This window comes from Streptomyces sp. NPDC041135, from assembly GCF_055592085.1.
On record NZ_JBVIYZ010000002.1, the window covers coordinates 508,563 to 527,565 of the forward strand.

The 19,003-nt window shown below is 72.4% G+C and carries 15 protein-coding genes; 3 read left to right on the forward strand and 12 right to left on the reverse strand.

Annotated features, from left to right (window positions below):
• Positions 1-5: 5 nt before the first annotated feature.
• Positions 6-764: a helix-turn-helix domain-containing protein gene (locus ACZ6CZ_RS06535; RefSeq protein ID WP_469015635.1), complete on the reverse strand. Its 759-nt coding sequence runs from the start codon at positions 762-764 to the stop codon at positions 6-8.
• Positions 765-1,007: 243 nt separating this feature from the next.
• Between ACZ6CZ_RS06535 and ACZ6CZ_RS06540 the strand changes: the two genes are divergently transcribed.
• From ACZ6CZ_RS06540 to ACZ6CZ_RS06550, 3 genes are all read left to right on the forward strand, one after another.
• A complete protein-coding gene (locus tag ACZ6CZ_RS06540) occupies positions 1,008-1,676 on the forward strand; it encodes a DUF4097 family beta strand repeat-containing protein (RefSeq protein ID WP_469015637.1) in 669 nt (222 codons plus the stop codon).
• A 94-nt stretch (positions 1,677-1,770) separates the two neighbouring features.
• Positions 1,771-2,601, forward strand: coding sequence for an alpha/beta fold hydrolase (locus ACZ6CZ_RS06545; protein WP_469015639.1), 831 nt, complete (start codon positions 1,771-1,773; stop codon positions 2,599-2,601).
• Between the two features lie 565 nt (positions 2,602-3,166).
• Entirely contained in the window at positions 3,167-4,708 is a 1,542-nt protein-coding gene (locus ACZ6CZ_RS06550; protein ID WP_469015642.1) for a pectate lyase family protein, read from the forward strand.
• A 105-nt stretch (positions 4,709-4,813) separates the two neighbouring features.
• Here the strand turns inward: ACZ6CZ_RS06550 and ACZ6CZ_RS06555 are convergent, their stop codons facing one another.
• The 11 genes from ACZ6CZ_RS06555 to ACZ6CZ_RS06605 form a co-directional block, all read right to left on the reverse strand.
• Complete coding sequence (locus ACZ6CZ_RS06555) at positions 4,814-5,872, reverse strand: hypothetical protein (RefSeq protein WP_469015644.1); 1,059 nt, start codon at positions 5,870-5,872, stop codon at positions 4,814-4,816.
• Between the two features lie 4 nt (positions 5,873-5,876).
• On the reverse strand, positions 5,877-6,716 hold the full coding sequence (gene ddaH, locus ACZ6CZ_RS06560) for a dimethylargininase (protein ID WP_469015646.1): 840 nt from the start codon (positions 6,714-6,716) through the stop codon (positions 5,877-5,879).
• On the reverse strand, positions 6,713-7,447 hold the full coding sequence (locus ACZ6CZ_RS06565; protein WP_469015649.1) for a 4'-phosphopantetheinyl transferase family protein: 735 nt from the start codon (positions 7,445-7,447) through the stop codon (positions 6,713-6,715). The genes ddaH and ACZ6CZ_RS06565 overlap by 4 nt, the downstream gene beginning before the upstream one ends.
• Positions 7,448-7,576: 129 nt before the next feature.
• Positions 7,577-8,281 (reverse strand): SDR family oxidoreductase, encoded by a 705-nt coding sequence (locus ACZ6CZ_RS06570; RefSeq protein ID WP_469015651.1) that lies wholly within the window; start codon positions 8,279-8,281, stop codon positions 7,577-7,579.
• A 29-nt stretch (positions 8,282-8,310) separates the two neighbouring features.
• The gene (locus ACZ6CZ_RS06575) at positions 8,311-12,216 is read right to left on the reverse strand and encodes a non-ribosomal peptide synthetase (protein WP_469015654.1); all 3,906 of its coding nucleotides are present in this window, start codon (positions 12,214-12,216) and stop codon (positions 8,311-8,313) included.
• Positions 12,217-12,504: 288 nt separating this feature from the next.
• Positions 12,505-13,785 carry an aspartate aminotransferase family protein gene (locus ACZ6CZ_RS06580; RefSeq protein WP_469015656.1) on the reverse strand — a complete coding sequence of 427 codons (1,281 nt, stop codon included), beginning with the start codon at positions 13,783-13,785 and terminating at the stop codon, positions 12,505-12,507.
• Entirely contained in the window at positions 13,782-14,993 is a 1,212-nt protein-coding gene (locus ACZ6CZ_RS06585) for an ATP-grasp domain-containing protein (protein ID WP_469015659.1), read from the reverse strand. The genes ACZ6CZ_RS06580 and ACZ6CZ_RS06585 overlap by 4 nt, the downstream gene beginning before the upstream one ends.
• Positions 14,994-15,026: 33 nt before the next feature.
• A complete protein-coding gene (locus tag ACZ6CZ_RS06590; RefSeq protein ID WP_469015661.1) occupies positions 15,027-16,433 on the reverse strand; it encodes an MATE family efflux transporter in 1,407 nt (468 codons plus the stop codon).
• A 28-nt stretch (positions 16,434-16,461) separates the two neighbouring features.
• On the reverse strand, positions 16,462-16,722 hold the full coding sequence (locus ACZ6CZ_RS06595) for a hypothetical protein (protein WP_469015664.1): 261 nt from the start codon (positions 16,720-16,722) through the stop codon (positions 16,462-16,464).
• A 32-nt stretch (positions 16,723-16,754) separates the two neighbouring features.
• A complete protein-coding gene (locus tag ACZ6CZ_RS06600; RefSeq protein WP_469015666.1) occupies positions 16,755-17,840 on the reverse strand; it encodes an aminoacyl--tRNA ligase-related protein in 1,086 nt (361 codons plus the stop codon).
• Positions 17,841-17,852: 12 nt separating this feature from the next.
• Positions 17,853-18,623 carry a 2OG-Fe dioxygenase family protein gene (locus ACZ6CZ_RS06605; RefSeq protein WP_469015670.1) on the reverse strand — a complete coding sequence of 257 codons (771 nt, stop codon included), beginning with the start codon at positions 18,621-18,623 and terminating at the stop codon, positions 17,853-17,855.
• Positions 18,624-19,003 lie beyond the last annotated feature (380 nt).

Consider the following 19,003-nt stretch of genomic DNA (forward strand, 5'->3'; position numbering starts at 1 on the left):
TGCTGTCAGTGGTCCGGGTCCGGGCCCGGGCGGGCGGTGTCGTCCGCGTGCGCCGCGGGCTTGGTGTGGAGGACATCGCGGGCCTGTTCGGCGGCGCGGATGACGCTCTCGCTGATGAAGTCGAGGAAGCGGGCGATGTTCTCCAGGCGGGCCGCGGCGGGGGTGTGGGAGCCGAGGACCGCGACGCCGCGGCGTGCGGTCTCCACGAGCTGGTCGTTGGCCCGGGCACTGGCGATCGTCGCCTGGTAGAAGAGTTCGTCGTCGACGATGTAGCGGTCGCGGCGGCCTTCGTCGCGTTCTCGGCGGACGAGGCTCTGGCTCTCCAGGAAGGTGATCGCCTTGGAGATGGACGCCGGACTGACCTGGAGTCGCTGAGCCAGCTGGGACGCGGTGAGGCTGCCCGCGTCGGTGGTGAACAGACACGTCAGCACCCGGGCCGTCATCTTCGGCAGGCCCGAACCCATCAGCACGGTGGTGAGCGTCTCCTCGTACTCGGCCACGGCCTCGGCGTCGCGTCCGTGCGGCTGGGCGGCCGTCTCCGGCCCTCGCGCGGAGGCGGGCCTGCGCCGGTGGGCGCGGCGCTCGGTGGCGCGGTGGGCCAGATCGGCGCGGTAGGCGGTGGGGCCGCCGTTGCGCATCACCTCGCGCGTGACCGTCGAGGTGGGACGGTCCAGGCGCCGGGCGATCTCGGCGTAGGGGAGGCTGTCGGCCAGCCCCAGCGCGATCTGCCGGCGTTCCTGCTGGGTAAGCCTGCCTCCCGGCATCGTGAACTCCTCGGTGACCCGTCGTGATGCTGCATGATCACCCCACCATAGCGTTCACTCTTCACCAGTTGCAACGGACGGCCAGCCTTCGTTGCGTTATCTGCCCAGCCGATGCAACGACTTTTTACCTCTGAAATGCGTAAACACTGAACGAATGCAACGATCCTGTTGCTGTAAAATGGAAAGCAACGTAGCGTTTCCGTTGTCGGAAAGAACGCGTGAAAGAGACAACGGGAGAGCGTCATGCAGAAGTTCGAGAACACCTCCGCCCCGATCGCCGCCGTCCTGGACATCGCCGCCGGACGTGTGCAGCTCATCGCCGCCGACCGCGCCGACACCACCGTCGCGGTGCTGCCCGCCGACGCCTCCGAGAGCCGCGACCTCCGGGCCGCCGAGCAGACCACCGTCGTCTTCGCCGACGGTGTCCTGCGGATCACCACCCCCGGGTCCGGGAGCCGGCTCTCCGGTCCCGCCGGGTCCGTGGAGGTCACCGTCCAGCTGCCCGCCGGCTCCCGTGTCGAGGGCAAGGCCGCCGCCTGCGAATTCCGCGGCGTCGGCCGGCTGGGCGACGTCGCGTTCGAGGGCGCGTACCGCCAGATCAAGATCGACGAGGCCGCGAGCGTCCGCCTCACCGCGGTCGACGGTGATGTCGAAGTGGTCCGGCTGGGCGGCTCCGCGCAGATCAGCACCGCCAGGGGCGGCATCCGGATCGGAGAGGCCGTGCGCGGCACCGTCGTGCTCAGCACCGGGGCCGGCGACATCTCGGTCGGCGCCGCCGCGGGCGTCTCGGCCGCCCTGGACGCCGGCACCGGCTACGGCCGCGTCAGCAACGGCCTCAAGAACAACGGCACCACCGACCTCGACATCCGCGCCACCACGGCCCACGGCGACATCTCCGCCCGCAGCCTCTGAGAGTCGCGCCATGGCCCGGTCCGCGAGTGCCAGGACCCGGCCGAGGCCCGTAGAAGTCGTCGTACCCGACCCCCGACACGATCAGGTGGACACCATGACGCAGCACAGCACCTCCTCGACCGGCGCGAACAGCACCGGCGCCACCTGGACCGGCATGGTGCCGGTCGACGACACGGCGCTGGCCGTCACGGACACCGGCGGTCCGGGCGTCCCCGTGGTCTACCTCAACGGCCAGTTCGCCACCCAGGGCTACTGGCGGCGGGTCGTCGGCGAACTGGGTCCGCAGTGGCGGCACATCACCTACGACGAGCGGGCCCGTGGCAGGTCGAGGCGTTCGGCGGACTACTCCTTCGAGGCCGCCGTCCGGGACGTCGACGCCGTTCTCGCGGCCAGGGGCGTGGAGCGGGCCCTGGTGGTGGGCTGGTCCTACGGGGCGTTCGTCGCGGCGCACTGGGCCGGCCGGAACCCGGAGCGTGCCCTGGGCGCGGTCCTGGTCGACGGCGCCCAGCCGCACGACTGGCTCGACGAGGCCATGGAGCGGCGGATCCGGAAGCTGTTCCGCCGCATGGGCTGGTTCCTGCCGCTGCTGCGCCCGACGGGCCTGACTCCGCGGATGACCGCCGCCCAGCAGGCCGACAGCAACATCGAACTCGGCAGGATCGCTCGCGAGCGCGAACTGGGCCCCGTGCTCGACGGCATCACCGTACCGACGCGGTACGTGGTCGCCTCGGGCAAGTCCCTCGGCAGCCGCGGTGACGAGCAGGAACGGATACGCGCCGCCCTGGACGCGGTGACCGCCCGCAACGCAAACATCGAGATCAGCGCGAAGGTCGCCAGCAGTCACGGTTCCATCCTCAAGAAGGACTTCCTGGCCGTCGCCGAGGCCGTGCGCGAGGTGGCGGCCCTCGACCGCCGGGGGCGCTGACGACACCACTCGCGCTCAGCGGTGGACGCCGCACCGAACCGGCCTCCGGGCCGGACCGGGTCTCCGGTCCGGCCCGGAGGTCTCCGGTCCGGCCCGGAGGCCGGTTCCGCTCCGTCTCGCGTACGCCGAACAGTCAGATGGAGGACTGCTGTTCACATGCTTGTCAGTCGCCCGGGGCCGCCCTATCCTCACACAGGAGAAAGCGCTTTCCCCGGTGCATGCCGACCGTGCCGGAGGAAGCGGTCCGCGGTACCAGCCGTAGCGCAGCCCTCGAGCCGCAACCGATCCGGCTCGGAGCTGACCGCGGTCTGACCGCACCGAGGTGCCGGCGCGCCGGGGGCAGGGACGTGCTCCCCGTCGCGAACGCACCGCGCACCCCGTCGCCGTGGCCGCGTCGACGGGTCCGCACCAGGACGGAAGAGCACCCGTACCGGACGAGCGGGTTCCTCGGCCTGCCTGAATGTCATGGTCATGACTAATGGCGGGTCGGCGCCGCCCGGCTTCGCCGGCTCCGGCACGGCTGCGCACGGCACCCCCGCACGCGACGACGAAAGATGAGGCAAGGATGAGACGACCAGTCGCACTGCGACTCTCCGCGGCACTCGGCACGCTGGCCCTGGCCGCGACGGCGGGCGTGGTCCTGTCGATGCCCGCCGCGTCGGCGGCGACCCCCGGCGCGACCGGGTTCGCCACCCAGAACGGCGGCACCACCGGCGGCGCCGGCGGGACGACGGTCAAGGCCACCACCGGTACCGAGATCCACCAGGCACTGTGCGGCCGGGCCGGCACCAGCACGCCGATCACCATCCAGGTGGAGGGGACCGTCACCGTCGGCAACACCGCGAAGGTGTCGGGAGCCGGCTGCAACACCGCCGCCGGGGTGATCGAGCTGAAGGGCGTCAGCAACGTCACCCTCGTCGGTGTCGGCAGCGGTGCCGTGTTCGACCAGATCGGCATCCACATCCGCCAGTCCAGCAACATCATCGTGCAGAACGTGACCGTGCAGAACGTGAAGAAGTCCGGCTCGCCCACCTCCAACGGCGGTGACGCCATCGGCATGGAGACCGACGTACACAACGTCTGGGTCGACCACGTCTCGCTGCTCGCCTCGGGCGGTGAGTCGGCGGGCTTCGACGGCCTGATCGACATGAAGGACAACACCCGGTACGTCACCCTGTCCTACAGCACCCTGCGCAACTCCGGGCGCGGCGGCCTGATCGGGTCCAGCGACAGCGACCTCGCCAACGGGCCGGTCACCTTCCACCACAACCTGTACGAGAACATCGACTCCCGTACGCCCCTGCTGCGCGGAGCCACCGCCCACATCTACGACAACTACTACGTCAGCCTGAACTCCTCGGGCATCAACCCCCGGGCCGGTGGCAAGGCCAGGGTCGACAACAACTACTTCAAGGACTCCAAGGACGTCCTGGGCACCTTCTACACCGACCTGCCCGGCTACTGGCAGGTCAGCGGGAACATCTTCGACAACGTGACCTGGTCGGCGCCGGGCGAGGACACCAACCCGGCGGGACCGAACCCGACGTCGAACACCACCGTCGGCATCCCCTACGCCTACAGCCTCGACGCCGCGTCCTGCGTGCCGTCGATCGTGACCGCGACGGCGGGCGCCCACACCGGCCTGAAGGTGTCGGACGGCAACTGCACGCCGACGACGCCCGCCCCGACGCCCACGCCTCCCGCGACGCCCACGCCGACCCCCACCACGCCGACGCCGCCCACCGGGACCAACCTCAGCCTCGGCGCCGCCGCCGACGGCTCCAGCAAGGCGTCCGGCACCAGCTACGGCAACGTCCGCGACGGCGACCTGAGCACCTACTGGTCACCGGCCGGCTCCACCGGGTCCGTCTCCGTCAAGTGGGGCTCGGCGACCACCATCTCCAAGGTCAACGTCCGGGAACCCGCCGGCGCCACCGGCACCATCGGCTCCTGGCGGGTGCTCGACGCCGACACCGGGACCGTGCTGGCCTCGGGCAGCGGGGCGGGCGTCATCTCGTTCGCGCCCACCGCGCTGAAGAAGGTCACCTTCGAGATCACCGGCGCGAGCGCCACACCGAAGGTGGCCGAACTGGAGACCTACGCCTGACCGTCGCCCGCCCCGCAGGGGGCGGTGACCCCGGCCGGCCGCACGAGCGGCCGGCCGGACAGCGCGCCGGGGCCGTACGCCGCCGGGGCCGGGGGCGGTGGGCGGTCACCGGGCCGCGGACTCCTCCGGGCTGCGGCGCGGCGGCGCGTCGGCCGCCACCGACTGCCACAGGCGCACGGTCACCTCGTCCAGCTGCTCGAACCGCTGCGCGATCCGCTTCAGCACCGACGGCGCGGACGTCGCCTCGTAGCGCAGGGCGAGCACGCCCATCGCCTCCCAGTGCCGCGTCGCCTCCTCGTGCAGGGCGAGGCTGCGCTCCCCGGCGCCGGCCACCCGCAGCGAGCGGGCCATCAGCGTCAGACTGGGCACCGCGTAGAGCACCGAGGCGTGGTGGAAGAGGCGGCGGGCGCCGACCGTCGCGCGTTCGGCCGGGCCGGCGAAGCACTCCTCGCACAGGGCCCGGTAGGTGCGGATCGACTCCCGGAAACGGTCCTCCGCGAAGAACCGCTCCGCCTGCCGGGTCAGGGCACCGCTCAGCTCGGCGCCGTCCGCGGACCCCTCCCCGGAGGGCACCGCGCCGTCCGCCGGACCGGCCGCGGCACGGTCGTCGGTGACGGCGTAGAAGAAGCCCATGGCGTCGTGCGCGTCGCTCCTGATCCGGTCGGCCGCCGACCGGACCAGGTCGTCGAAGGTCACCACGGCCCGGCAGCTGAACGGCTTCGTGCCGACGACGAGACTGTCGTGCACCTCGACGTGGCTGTGGTCGGCGGCGATCCGCCGGACGACGACCGCGTGCAGGTAGGGCGCGTTGTCGCGGTAGACGTCCGCGTAGCCGAGGTGGGCGGTGTTGACCCACACGATGACCGCCCCGTACCGCCCGAGCAGCGCTTCGAGCTGTGCGGCCGGCGCCTCGAAGTCGATGGGCTCCTTGTGCACGGTGAAGCCCGACCGGGTCATGCCGAGCGCGCCGGCCTCCTCCACCGGGAAGATGTACTCCGGGTATCCCGACTCGTCCAGGCCCGCCTGGAACAGGTAGCCGTCGCCGCGCTCGAAGACGGCCTGTTCCGGCACGGGGCGCCCGGCGATCCCGGCGAGGAGCGCGTAGCTCCCGGTCAGGCAGTTGACGGCGGTCTCGTCGTACCGCTCGACGATGTGACTGTCCACGGCGTCAGCTCCGCAGCTCGAGGGTGCAGCACTTCACGCTGCCACCGGCCTTGAGGAGTTCGGCCAGCTCCACACCGACCGGTTCGAACCCGCGCCCGGCGAGCTGCCGTGCCAGCCCGGTGGCCGCCCGCGGCAGGAGGACGTGCCGGCCGTCGCAGAGCATGTTGAGCCCGAACACCGCCGCGTCCTCGGCGGTCGCCAGGATCGCGTCCGGGAACATCTCGCGCAGCACCGCCCGGCTGCCCTCGGAGAAGGCCTCCGGGTAGTAGGCGATCTCGTCGTCCGACAGCACGGCGAGCGCGGTGTCCAGGTGGTAGTACGACGGGTCGACGAGGCGCAGACCGGTCACGGGCAGCCCGAAGAACTCCTGCGCCTCGAAGTGCGAGCGCGGGTCGGTGCGGAACCCGGTACCGGCCAGCAGGCGGCGGCCGACGGTGAGGTAGTCGCCCTCGCCCTCGTTGATGTGCTCCGGCCAGTACAGCTCGTCGTAGCCCTGCTGCCGGAACCACTCCAGGTACAACGGGCCCTCCGCGGTGCGCTCGACGTGACGGAAGCGGGCGCCGAACACCTTGCCGTCCACCACGGTCGCGCCGTTCGCCGCGAACACCATGTCGGGAAGTCCGGGGGCGGGCTCGATCTCCAGCACGGTGTGCCCGAGTTCCCGGTACAGATCGCGCAGCTCCTCCCACTGGCGCAGCGCGAGGCCGCCGTCGACGGGCTTGCCGGGGTTCATCCAGGGGTTGATGGAGTAGGTGACGTCGAAGTGGCGCGGGGGACACATCAGGAACCGGCGCGGGGTGGCCGTCCGGGTCCGGTGGCCGGTCGTGGACTGGTTCGCAGTCATGCGAGCTGCTCTCCTGAGTAGACGAAAAGAGAGGGACTGAGGTCGTTGCCGCCGTCGAAGGCGGGGGTGGCGCGGGAGACGGCGGCGGCCGTGAGCCGGCCGTCCGGGCCGCTCCAGTCGGCGAACCGCCAGCCGGCCGGGGAGCCGGGCCGCACGAGGTCGATCTCGCGCAGCCGGCCGAGTGCCGTCACGCCCACCTTCACCAGGGCCTCCTTGCGCACCCACAGCCGCAGGAAGGACCGTGCGGGATCGGGGTCGGCGCGGACCGCGGCGAGTTCGGCGGGCGTCAGCACACGGGCGGCCACCCGCGGGTCGAACCGGCCGGCCGAGGTGTCCTCCACGTCCACACCGACCGGGCCCGGCCCCGCGGCCGCGGCGACCGCGCCGCGGGCGTGCGAGAGGCTGACCCCGGTGCCGGGGGACTCGCGCAGGAACGGCCGGCCGTGGTCGTCGCCGCCGCAGTCCGCGCAGTGCTGACCCAGTGTCAGGGCGGCCGGTGCCACGCCGAGCAGACGTGCCGCGCACACCCGTACCAGCACGTGCGCGGCCAGGTAGTCGGCGCGGGCCGCGGCCGTGGGCAGCCGGGCGGCGCGCTCGTGTTCGTAGCGGGCGAGCGGCACGGAGTCCAGCAGCGGCAGGACGTCCTCGACGGAGCGCACCAGGGCGATCGGGGTCGGTGACGGCCCCGGGGCGGGGCTGGGGTGCGCGGTGGGCGGCGGCCGGGTGGGCACTGCCTGTTCCTCCTGCCTGGGGCGGTCCGGCCGGCCGCGGACTGCGGCGCCGGGTGGGGCACGTGATGGGTGCCGGGTGGGTCGCGCGGTGCGGTGGCGCGGTGCGGTGCGAGGGGCGCCGGCCCGGTGTCAGTGGCCCATGCCGACCCCGCCGTCGACGCGCAGCACGGTGCCCGTGACATAGCCGGCGGCTTCGCCGGTGAGGTAGGCGACCGCCGCCGCGATCTCGTCGGAGGTGGCCATGCGTCCCATCGGCACGGCCGCCAGCAGGCGCTGCCGCTTGTCCTCGGGCATGGCGGCGACCATGTCCGTGTCCGTGTAGCCCGGGGCGACCACGTTGACGGTGATGCCGTGGCCGGCCACCTCCAGGGCCAGTGAGCGGGCGAAGCCGATGAGCGCGGCCTTGGACGCGGCGTAGTTGGTCTGCCCGACCGCGCCGGACAGCGCGACGGTGGAGGACATCAGCACGATGCGTCCCCACCGGGCGCGCATCATGCCCCGCAGCACCGGCCTGATCCCGTGGAACGCGCCGAGCAGATTGGTCTGCAACGGGGCCTCGAAGTCCGCCGCGGTCATCGCGGCGAACGGCCGGTCCCGGGTGATGCCCGCGTTGTGCACCAGCACCTCCACCGGGCCCAGCCGGGCCTTGACCCCGGCGCAGGCCGCGCTCACCGCCTCGGCGTCGGTGACGTCGCAGCGCACGCCGAACAGCCCCGCGGGCGGCTCACCGGTGCGGTGGCTGACGGCGACCCGGTCGCCGCGGGCGGCCAGCTGCCGCGCGACGGCCAGGCCGATACCGCGGTTCCCGCCGAGTACCAGGGCAGTACGGGGCATGTGCGCGCCCTTCTCCGTGTGCGATGCGGTCATTCCGGCCGGCCCTGCCGGTCCCGCTCCGGGTCCGCAGTGCCGAGCGCGTCCAGCGCCTTGGCGAGCAGGTCGCCGATCTCCCGGACGGGGCGGGCGTTCATCATCTCCAGGTGGGTGCAGTCGACGCGGTGCTCCACCAGCCGACCCTCGACGTACGGCAGCCACGGCTCGCTGAAGGTGGCCGGCCGGTTCGGTTCCCCGGCGGCGGTGAGGAACAGCACGTCACCCCGGTACCGGTCGGGACGGAACTGGTCGCGCAACCGGATCAGGTTCTCCACGACCGCCAGCAGCCGCCGCTCGTCGGGCACCACCTGGCGCACGGCGGCCGTCTCGGTCCGGATGAGTTCCGCCAGGTCCTCGGGCTCGGTCTCGTCGTCGCCGACCATCACCGTGTCCAGCATCGCCACCAGTTCGACCCGCTCGCCCTCGGACTGCAGCCGTGCGGCCAGCGAGTGGGCGACCAGCCCGCCGAAGGACCAGCCGAGCAGCCTGTACGGCCCGTGCGGGCGGACGGTGCGGATCTGGGCCAGATAGTCGTCGAGCAGTTCCCGGTAGCTGCCGGGCATGTCCTCGCCGGGGGTGATGCCGCGCGCCTGGAGGGCGTACACCGGCTGGTCCAGGTCGAGCCTGCGCATCAGCGCGGCGTAGCTCCAGCTGAGCCCGAAGCCGGGGTGGACGCAGAACAGCGGGGGCCTGCCGCCCCGGGCCCGCAGCGGCAGCAGCACACCGAAGTCACCGGCAGCCGCCTTCGGACCGGGCGCCCCGGCGGACGCGGCGTCCGTCGGGCGCAGCCGCCGGGCCAGGCCCTCCACGGTCGGCGTCTCGAACAGGTCACGCACGCTCAGCTCGCCGCCCAGCCGCGCGCGGACCCGGCCGACCAGCCGGATCGCCATCAGCGAGTGTCCGCCGAGGTCGAAGAAGCCGTCGGTGGCCGACACCTCGGGCAGGCCGAGCGCCTCGGCGAACAGCCCGGCCAGCGCCACCTCGTCCGGGGTGCGGGGAGCGCGGCCGGCGGCGGCCCCGAAGGCGGGGTCGGGCAGCCGCCCGCGGTCCAGCTTGCCGGCGGGGGACAGGGGCAGCGCGTCGAGCGGTACGACGGCGGCCGGGAGCATGTACTCGGGCAGCTGCCGGGCCAGCGCGGCACGCAGCCGGGCCGGGTCGGGTGCCGCCCCGGGGGCGGGCGTGACATAGCCGACCAGCCGGCGTTCGCCCTGGTGGTCCTCGTGCAGGACGACGACGGCCTGCGCCACCTCGGGCTGCCGGGCGAGGACCGCCTCCACCTCGCTGGGCTCGACCCGGAAGCCGCGGAGCTTGACCTGGTCGTCGGTGCGTCCGACGTAGTCCAACTGGCCGTCGGGGCGGCGCAGCACGATGTCGCCGGAGCGGTACATACGGGCCCCCGGCTCCCCGAACGGGTCGGGGACGAAGCGGGCCCCGGTGAGGTCGGGCCGGCGCAGATAGCCGCGGCTGACGCCGGCGCCGGCGATGTACAGCTCGCCGGGCACGCCCACGGGCAGGGGCCGCATCCGGTCGTCGAGCACGTACAGGCGGGTGTTGCGCAGCGGGCGGCCGATGGGCGGTGTCCGCGGGGCCGCTCCGTCGCCGCCGGTGGCGGACGCGCTGGCGTACACGGTCGTCTCGGTGGGGCCGTACGCGTTGACGAGCCGGGCTCCCGGTACGGCGGTCCGCAGCCGCTGGGCGACCCGCGGGGACAGCGCCTCACCCGCGAGCACGAGGTGGTCGACGCGCAGGTCGAGGCCGCCGTCGGCGGTCAGCCGGTCCAGTACGGAGGGGACACCGCTGACGAGGGTGCCCTGCCAGCCGCCGCGTTCGCCGATCTCCAGCAGGTCACGCACGACCTCGATGCCGCCGCCGTTGAGCAGCGGCCCGAGGATCTCGAAGACGGAGACGTCGAAACTCAGGGACGTGGCGGCGAGCACCCGCGCCAGCCCGCCGTCGCCGAAGGCGGCGCCCGCCCAGGCGACCAGGTTGGCGACGTTGCGGTGGCTGACGGCGACGCCCTTGGGCCGGCCGGTCGACCCCGAGGTGTAGATGACGTAGGCGGTGTCGTCGGCGTCCACCGCGGGTGGGGCACCGGTGTCACCGGGCGTGTCGAGGACCGCCGCCACGCGCGGGTCGTCCAGCAGCAGGACGGGGGGCGCGCCGGAACCGGCCGGGAGGCTCCCGACGGCCGACGACTCGCTGATCACCAGCGCGGGAGCCGCGTCCCGCACCATGAACGCCAGCCGGTCCGCGGGGTAGACGGGGTCGAGCGGCAGATAGGCGGCGCCCGCCCTGAGCACCGCGAGCAGGGCGACCACGGTGTCCGCGGAGCGGCGCGTGGCCAGGCCCACGAAGTCGCCCGCGCCGACGCCGCGTTCGGTGAGCAGCCGGGCCATGCGGGCGGAGCGCCGGTCGAGGTCGCGGTAGCTGAGGCTGTCCGCGCCGCAGACGACGGCGGTGGCGTCACCGCGCCGGGCGGCCTGCGCCGCGAACAGGGACGGCACGGTGTCGTCCGTGAGGGGCGCGCCGGTGTCGTTCCAGTCGTGCACGACGCGCCGCCGCTCGTCCTCGTCCATCAGGTCGAGGTCCGACAGGGGCGTACGGGGGTCGGCGCAGACGCCGGCGAGCAGGGTGGCCAGGTGGTCGGCGAGCGTGCGGACGCCGGGGCCGTCGAAGCGCTCGGTGTCGTACTCGACGTACAGGTGTATGGAGTCCGGCGACTCCACGAAGGTGAGCATCAGCTCGAACGCGGCCGTGGCGTTGGCGATCGGCAGCGCCTCCACCGACAGCCCGGCCCCCTCCGCCGCCCCGGCACCGGTGCGCACGTGGTTCAGGGCGAGCTGGAACACCGGCTGGCGGCCCGCGGAACGGGGCGGGTTGACGGCCCGCACCAGTTCGTGGAAGGCCACGCCCTGCCGGCGCAGCGCCTGGAAGGTGCGGCCCTGGACCGTGCGCAGCAGCGGCAGGAAGTCCGCGTCGGTGTCGAACCTGACGCGCAGCGGCATGGTGTTGACCGTCAGAGCGACCAGGCCGTCGGCGCCCGCGTCCAGACGGGTGGACAGGGGCACGCCGAGCACGATGTCGCGCTCACCGGTGTAGCGGCCGAACAGCGCGAAGGCGCCCGCGGCGAGCACCGAGAACAGGCTCGCGCGGTGCTCGGCCGCCAGTGCCCGCAGCCGCTCCGCCACCGGGCCCGGCAGGTCCCGGCGGTGCGTCGCCGCCTGCCGCCGGGTGGTGCCGCCCAGCCGGGCCATGGGCAGGTCCAATGTGGCCGGCGCGCCGTCGAGTTCGGCGCGCCAGTACTCCATGGCACGGTCCCGCCGCTGCCCCGGGGTCCCGGACAGCCGTGCGGCGACGTGCTCCGCGTAACCGAGGGCCGGCGGCGGCAGCGGGGACGGCCGTCCCTCGGCGCAGGCCGCGTACAGCGGGGTGAACTCGCGGGCGAGGACGTCCAGGGAGTCGCCGTCGGCGATGCTGTGGTGCACCACGAGCAGCAGGACGTGGAGCCGCTCGCCGAGGCGGAACAGGGTGGCCCGCAGCAGCGGCGCCCGCTCCAGCCGGAACGGCCGGTCCTGAGCCTCGGTGAAGTGCCGGTCGAGGGCGGCACCGGCGCGGTCGGGGCCGAGCGCGGTCAGGTCGACGTCCTCGACCGTGACGCTCACGCGGTCCGCGATCGTCTGCCGCGGCCCGTCGCCGTCGTCGCCGATGCTCACCCGCAGCGCCGCGTGCCGCTCGGTCAGGGCGCGCAGCGCGCCGTCGACGGCGCTCCGGTCGAGCGGTCCGGTCAGCCGCAGGGCCAGGGCCAGGTTGTGGCTGCCCGGCCGTCCGTGCGCCGCCTCGGCGAACAGCACGCTGTCCTGGGCGGGGAGGAGGGGGAGGACCCCGGCCTCGTCGTTCATGTCACATCCCGTCAGTGCGTCGGCAGGGCGAGCGGGCCGGAGCCGCGGAAAGAGGTGCCGGCGCGCGGGCCGGAAGGCCCATCGGCGGTGTCCGGCCCGCGGCGCCCGGCGCGGGAACGGCACCTCGACCGCCCGAGTACGTCCGGTCGGCGGGCGCGGTCGCCGCCCCAGCCTCGCAACGGGCCCTGGGGCCTGTCGTTTCGATCATGTCGGCGTCGCGGGGCGTGGCGCGCACATCTGCCGCGTTGTCGTCGGTCCTCTCAGCCGACCTGATCCGGACGACAGGCCCTAGACCGCGCTGGTCACCGGTGTGTTCGGGTCCGTGGCGAGGAGTTCCACCGCGCGGGCCGCGAAGTCCTCCAGCGTCTCGTCCGTCGTCTCGGCGGAGATGTACATCGGCTCCTCGATGTCCGGCGCCAGGTGGTAGCCCGCCCGGCGCATGCCCGCGTACAGCGTGGTGTACGGCGAGACCGGCTGGGCGGCGACGTCGGCCTTGCGGCGGACCGGGGCCGAGCGCGGCACGAAGATGAACGCGAAGACGCTGCCGGTGCGGGCGAACCGGAAGTCCAGGCCCCGCGCGGTCCGGTGCCGCTCCACCGCGGCCTCCAGCAGCGCGCCCTTGCGCTCCAGCTCCTCGTAGAAGCCGGGCGCGGCCAGGGCGTCGAGCGTGGCCAGGCCGGCCGCCATGGTCAGCGGGTTGCCGGCCAGGGTGCCGCCCTGCAGGACGCGCTCCTCGTCGAGCAGCGCCATGACGTCGCGGCGGCCGCCGAACGCGCCGACGGGCGTGCCACCACCGATGATCTTGCCGAAGGCGGTGAGGTCCGGGGCGACGCCGAGCAGGTTGGAGGCCGGGCCGTAGGTGAGCCGGAAGCCGGTGATGACCTCGTCGAAGATCAGCAGCGCGCCCTCGCGGTCGCAGATGCGGCGCAGGCCGGCCAGGAAGCCCTCGTCCGGGAGCACGAGGGACATGTTGCAGGCGATGGGCTCGACGACGACGGCCGCGATCTCGCCCGGGTGCTCGGCGAAGGCCCGCTCGACGCTCGCGGTGTCGTTGTACTCGGCGTAGACGTTGGAACGCATCGCGGCCGGGTCGAGGCCGGCGTCGCGCATCCGGGACTCGTCCTTGTTCTGCACCAGGTCGAAGTGGCCGTGGTAGCCGCCGTTGAAGCGCAGGACACCGGTGCGTCCGGTGTGGGCGCGGGCCAGCCGGAGCGTCGACATCACGGCCTCGGTGCCGCTGCACACGAAGCGCAGCTGCTCCAGGTGGCCGGCGGTCGCGGTGATGCGCTCGGCCAGCTCGATCTCCTGCACGCAGTAGGTGCCGAACAGGGTGCCGTCCGCGGCCTGGCGGGCGATGGCGGCGCTGACGGCGGGCGGCGCGTGCCCGAGGATCAGCGGCCCGAAGCCGTACATGAAGTCGACGTAGCGGGTGCCGTCGACGTCGTGGAGGTACTGCCCGTGCGCCTCGGCGACGACCAGCGGGTCGGTCTCCACGTTGCGGCAGGCGCGCAGCGGCGAGCTGGCGCCGACGGGGATGGTGTGCTGAGCGCGCTTGATCTCCGGCCTCATGAGGACTTTTCCGTTTCCGTCTCGATCGTGCAGTCGGTCATCAGGACATCCAGCAGCGCCTCGGCCTCTTCGCGGGTGTCGCGGGCGAAGTAGGCGGTGAGGACCGTCTCGAAGTTGAGCGGCGGAGCGAGCACGAACTGGCCGTCCTGGCGGTGCAGGTGCACGGTCGTGACGTCGTTCTTGCGGCACACCTCGACCGCGTGGGCGGTGTTCTTGAGGAAGCCGTTGCGCTCGATGGGGGCGTCGTACTCCAGCGCCACCCGGTGGTGCAGCGGCCGGGGATCGACGGGCTCGCGGCCCAGCCGGTGCAGCAGGTCGTAGGCGTCGAGGCCGGTGCATATGCGCAGTTGCTGGTAGGTGGTCGTGCCGCCGCCGCACAGGCGGGGGGCGAGTTCGAGGATGCGCAGCCGGCCCCGGCCGTCGAAGCGGAACTCCGCGTGGAAGGGCGAGTTGTCCAGGCCGACGCCCGGGACCACCGTCTCCAGCAGGGCGGTGAAGTCGCGGCCCGCTTCGGCGTCGAACGGCTCGGTGAGGTAGGCCACCTCGTGGAAGAGGGGACCGACCAGGGGCGGCAGCTTGCGGTGGATCTGGAGCGGGATGATCCGGCCGTCGCTGACCACGCCGTCGACGGCGTACTCGTTGCCGTCGAGGTACTCCTCCGCGAGCATCCGGGACTGGCCGGAGCCCTCCCGCAGCACGGTGCAGACGCGCTTGGTCTGCACGAACGCCTTCGGGAACTCCTGGGCGGTGGCGGCCTTGACCACGCCCGCGCTGTAGAAGCCGTTCGAGGGCTTGACCACGACGGGGAAGGACAGGGCCGCCTCGACGGCCGCGAGCGCCTCCGGGGCCTTGGCCGACGGGTCGAGTTCGATGTGCCGGGTGATGTGGTCGCGGACCGCGGGGTGCGCCTTGAAGCGGGTCTTGTCGGCGAGGCACAGCAGGGTGTCGATGTCGCGGGTGGGCATGCCCAGTTCGCCGCGCAGCAGCTCCAGCTGGATCTGGTAGCTGTCGTGGAAGGAGATCACGTCGTCGAGGCCGGTCAGGTCGACGGCTTCGCGCGCGGCGTCGGTGACGGTGCGCGCCCATGTGTCGCGCTCGGCGGCGGCCAGCTGCGGCGGGTCGAAGAAGCGCACGGTGAAGCCGCGCCGTCCGGCGTAGTCGAGGTAGTCGCGGCAGTCTTCCTCGCGGCCGAGGATGAGTACGTTCACGGAAAGGGGCCACACTCTCTGTCTGGTGGTCGGTCAGGCGGTCTGCTGGACCGGCCCGGTGGTGTGCAGCCGGTTCTCCTCGTTGGCGACGGCACGCCGGATGCGCCACAGGCAGACCACGGCCATCACCGCCTCGAAAGCGGAGAAGATCACCCACATGCCGGGCAGCAGGTCCGCGTCACCGCGGTTGAGGAGTACGAAGACGGTGATGGTGGGCACGCACAGGCACCACATGAGGACGATCCGCGCCACGAACCCGAAGCGGGCAAGGCCGAGGCACTCCAGGACGCCCGAGCCGACCATGGAGAACATGAACGCGGCGGAGTACGTCCACAGCACCCGTGAGGTGTCCACGGCGTGGCCGGTCACGGCGGAACCGGCGCCGTCGAGGCCGAACGGGCTCAGCAGCAGCGTCGGGGTGGCGATCTGGAAGGCCGCCACCATGGCCACGTATCCGCCGCAGACGGTCAGGGTGACCCGCATGATGTGCGGGATGTCGCGGTGCAGTCCGGCGCCGACGGCCTTGCCGCACAGGATGTTGCAGCCCATGCCGAGGCCGATCAGCGGGATGACGGCCGCGTAGTTGAGCGCCAGCGCGACGTTGTTCGCGGCGAGCGCGACCGGTCCGAGGACACCGGCCAGCCACACGAAGGCGGTCTGGCCCAGCTCCTCCAGGCTGAGCGAACCGCCGGCGGGGGCGCCGCGCCGCAGCCGCAGCCACAGGACCTGCGCGACGCGCCGCCCGCCCCGGCGCAGCAGCCGGCCGAAGCCCGCCGCGTACCCCTTGGGCAGGCACACGACGTAGCCGGCGAACATGACGCAGACGGCGCTCAGCGTGCCGAGCGCGGAGCCGCGCATGCCCAGTTCCGGCAGTCCGAGGCGGCCGAAGACCAGGCCGAACGTCATCACGACGCCGACCGCCTGCCCGATGATGCCGACGGTCATCGGCACCCGGGTGCGGCCCATCCCGTTGAAGTACGACGACAGCGCCATGTTGAGGGTCATGACGGAGCCGTAGAGGGTGGACAGGCCCAGGAACTGCGCCTCCAGCTCCTCGATGTGGGCCGGCTGCCCGCTGAGCGAGGGCACCCACATCAGCAGCGGGGTGCACAGCAGCAGCAGGGCGCTCAGCAGCAGGCCGAGGACGAATCCGTTGGCGCCCTCGTCCAGCGCGTCCTGGTCGTCACCGCGGCCGTGCGCCTGCGCCACGTAGGAGCGGGTGATGCCGACCGCCCCGGTGGTCAGCATGAGCACCGTGGTCGCGGTGAAGACGGCGGGCCCGGACGCCTTGAGGGCGTCGTCCGAGTAGCGGGCCAGGCAGATCCGGTCCACCAGCATCAGGACCAGGTTGCCGACCATTCCGAACATCAGCGGCACCGAGACGCGTACGACCTCCCGCGCCACGCCCAGGTCGAGCAGCCGCCCCCGGGCGGTGCTCATCGCCGGCCACCCCCGCCGGGCACACCGGTCACGGACTCACTCCGGATTCGACGAGCAGGTCGTGGACGCTCTTGAGCAGCGCCTCGCGGTCCGACAGGTCGAAGGGCAGTACGTCGCCGACGTCCAGCATGGCGTCGAGCCGCTCCTCCAGGCCGACCAGGAAACGCATCTGGTCGAGGGAGCTGACGATGATCCGCGACGGTTCGGCGTCGGCCGGGACGTCCCGCGCCTGGGCGAGCTGTTCCAGCAGGTCGTCGACGACCCTCTTCAGGTCTTCCATGGAACTCATTCCTCAATGGTCGGGCTTCGGCGGCGGGCCGGTCAGGCGGACGTGCCGAGCAGGCCGTACGACAGCAGGGCGTAGGTGAGCCGGTCCAGGCCGATCCCCGCGCAGCAGGTCGCCTCGGCCCCCAGAGCGCGGAGTCCGAAGGAGTCGGCGAACACGTCGCCGTGCGCGTTGACGCTGGCCACGGACAGTTCGCCGTCGCCGAGGGGGACCCGTACCTCGAACTTGCTCTTGTTGAGCAGCTGGGCCTCGCGGGTCATGGTCGGCGCGTCCCCGAAGAACGCGTCCGAGGCACTGACGATGCGGTGCGGCACCTCGAGTTCGGCGAAGAAGTCCGTGAAGGCCTTCATCATGCGCTCGAAGTCGTCCGCGACCTCGGCGGCGCTGCCCAGCCGGACGAGTTCGAACATCCTGAACTCGCCGAGGCGGGTCGCGGTGTGGTTGTGCGACTCGTGCCGGAAGACCGGCCCCTCGATGGCGAACAGCCCGGTGTCGTAGCGGTCCTTCAGCTCGGCCGCGTTGGCGTACACGTGGTAGCAGGTCACCGGGGTGAGGACGGTCTCGGCCGGCCGGTAGAACGAGTCCAGCGCCTCCGTCTGGCCCGGCCGCAGCTGGGCGACGGTGACCCCGTCCCAGTAGTGGTCGCGCACGCGGGCGACGGCGTTCACCAGGTTCGGGAACTTCTGGTAGTACCCGGCCCGCACCAGGACGTCGCGGGAGAGCTGGGCGGGCCCGGCCAGCAGCGGGGCGCCGAAGGCCTCGGCGAGCCGTTCCCGGCACAGCCGGCGCACCCGGTCCATCGCCGCGGTCCACTCGGGGCCGTGCAGGTAGGCGCCGCGGGCCACGGCGATCCGGTGGTCGTCGGGCAGGCCGCAGGACAGCCCGGGACGCCCCGGGTGCTCGGCGACGACCGTGGCCGCCACGTCGCGGTGCCCGCGCAGGAAGTGGCGGACCATCTCGCCGAGTTCGGTCTGCGACGGGCCGGCCGCCACGACGACGTCGACGCCCTTGTCCAGCCGCTCCACCGTGACGTCCCCGTAGTGGAATCCCAGGGCCTTGCGCAGTTCGTCGGCGGCCCCGGCACCCACGGGGCGCTCATGTCGGTAACGCACACCGTTCATGTGGTGCACCTCTCAGATGCGGTGGCGCATGGGGACCCAGTCGGCCAGCAGGATGGCCCGCTCGCCGGGCCGGTCGTCGTCGCCCTTGCGGATGGGACCGACGTAGTGGCTGACGAGGTGGTCCGTGATGGCGTACGCCTCCAGGGGGCGCTCCATTTGGAACTCGGCGAGCCGGTCCGCGGGCGGGACGTCGTGCGGCTGCTTGCCCCGGTAGTCCGGGGTGGCGATGAGGTTGGCGCCGCCCTCGGCGTTGTCCCGGTAGATCAGGTGGGCGAAGACGTACGGTTCGCCGTCCTGGTGCAGCTCGTTGGGGGAGGAGACGGCCTCCGCGTCCGCGTCCTCGATGTGCAGCTTGATCAGGTGCACCCCGACGTAGAGCGGCCAGACGGCGTCGTCCTCGCTCCAGTGGGTCTGCGAGAAGTCGAACTGGATGATGTCCAGCAGCAGCTTGTTGGCGCAGACCTCCGCGCTGATGGCGGGCAGGTCGCGCGTCACGTTGACGTATTCCGGATTGTTGTCGCCCTGGTAGTAGCCGTTCATGCCCTCGCGGGCCTGGCTCTCCGTGGCCGGCATCCAGAAGAATTCCCTGGACCAGGGCAGGAAGACGCCTCGCGCGTAACGGCGGTACCGGCCCGAGCCGATGGCGTACGGATCCTCCGGGAGATCCCCGTAGGCGGCCCTGAGAGCTTTGTAGCCGGCGTTCTCCTCGTCGATTCCGAATTCGGTTCCGAGGTCCCAGCGGTCATAACCCTGGCGGGCGAGAAGTGAAGGGTTTGCAGGCACAGCGAACTATCCCCCGTTTTACGAATGGCACCAACGAGTTACGGAACCTAGTTGAGCCCGACACCTACCCGCAACGTGACACGGGTCACGAGGTTTCCTTCCGGGAGCCCGACTGGCCGAAAATATGTCGGCCACCCCGTTGGCCGCCTGGTTTTCTTCCATCCCGTGGCCGGAGCATCTGGCCGAATACCAACCCTTGCGGCGATTTCCAGTCACCCGGCACCGACGCGTTTTCGGTCAGGTGCCCGCCCCGTGGGGCACCGGCGGCGGCCGGATCGCATACGATCCTGTCCGGATACCGACTTCACCGGGGGCGTGGAGTTCGCCCGGCGTTTCATTGACACGCCGCTCGCCCCGTGATTAGTGTCCGTGAGCATCGA

Coding starts and splice junctions, on each gene's coding strand:
- ACZ6CZ_RS06535 (WP_469015635.1), bottom strand. CDS start 764: ATGCCGGGAGGCAGGCTTACCCAGCAGGAACGCCGGCAGATCGCGCTG.
- ACZ6CZ_RS06540 (WP_469015637.1), top strand. CDS start 1,008: ATGCAGAAGTTCGAGAACACCTCCGCCCCGATCGCCGCCGTCCTGGAC.
- ACZ6CZ_RS06545 (WP_469015639.1), top strand. CDS start 1,771: ATGACGCAGCACAGCACCTCCTCGACCGGCGCGAACAGCACCGGCGCC.
- ACZ6CZ_RS06550 (WP_469015642.1), top strand. CDS start 3,167: ATGAGACGACCAGTCGCACTGCGACTCTCCGCGGCACTCGGCACGCTG.
- ddaH (WP_469015646.1), bottom strand. CDS start 6,716: ATGACTGCGAACCAGTCCACGACCGGCCACCGGACCCGGACGGCCACC.
- ACZ6CZ_RS06570 (WP_469015651.1), bottom strand. CDS start 8,281: ATGCCCCGTACTGCCCTGGTACTCGGCGGGAACCGCGGTATCGGCCTG.
- ACZ6CZ_RS06575 (WP_469015654.1), bottom strand. CDS start 12,216: ATGAACGACGAGGCCGGGGTCCTCCCCCTCCTCCCCGCCCAGGACAGC.
- ACZ6CZ_RS06580 (WP_469015656.1), bottom strand. CDS start 13,785: ATGAGGCCGGAGATCAAGCGCGCTCAGCACACCATCCCCGTCGGCGCC.
- ACZ6CZ_RS06590 (WP_469015661.1), bottom strand. CDS start 16,433: ATGAGCACCGCCCGGGGGCGGCTGCTCGACCTGGGCGTGGCGCGGGAG.
- ACZ6CZ_RS06595 (WP_469015664.1), bottom strand. CDS start 16,722: ATGAGTTCCATGGAAGACCTGAAGAGGGTCGTCGACGACCTGCTGGAA.
- ACZ6CZ_RS06600 (WP_469015666.1), bottom strand. CDS start 17,840: ATGAACGGTGTGCGTTACCGACATGAGCGCCCCGTGGGTGCCGGGGCC.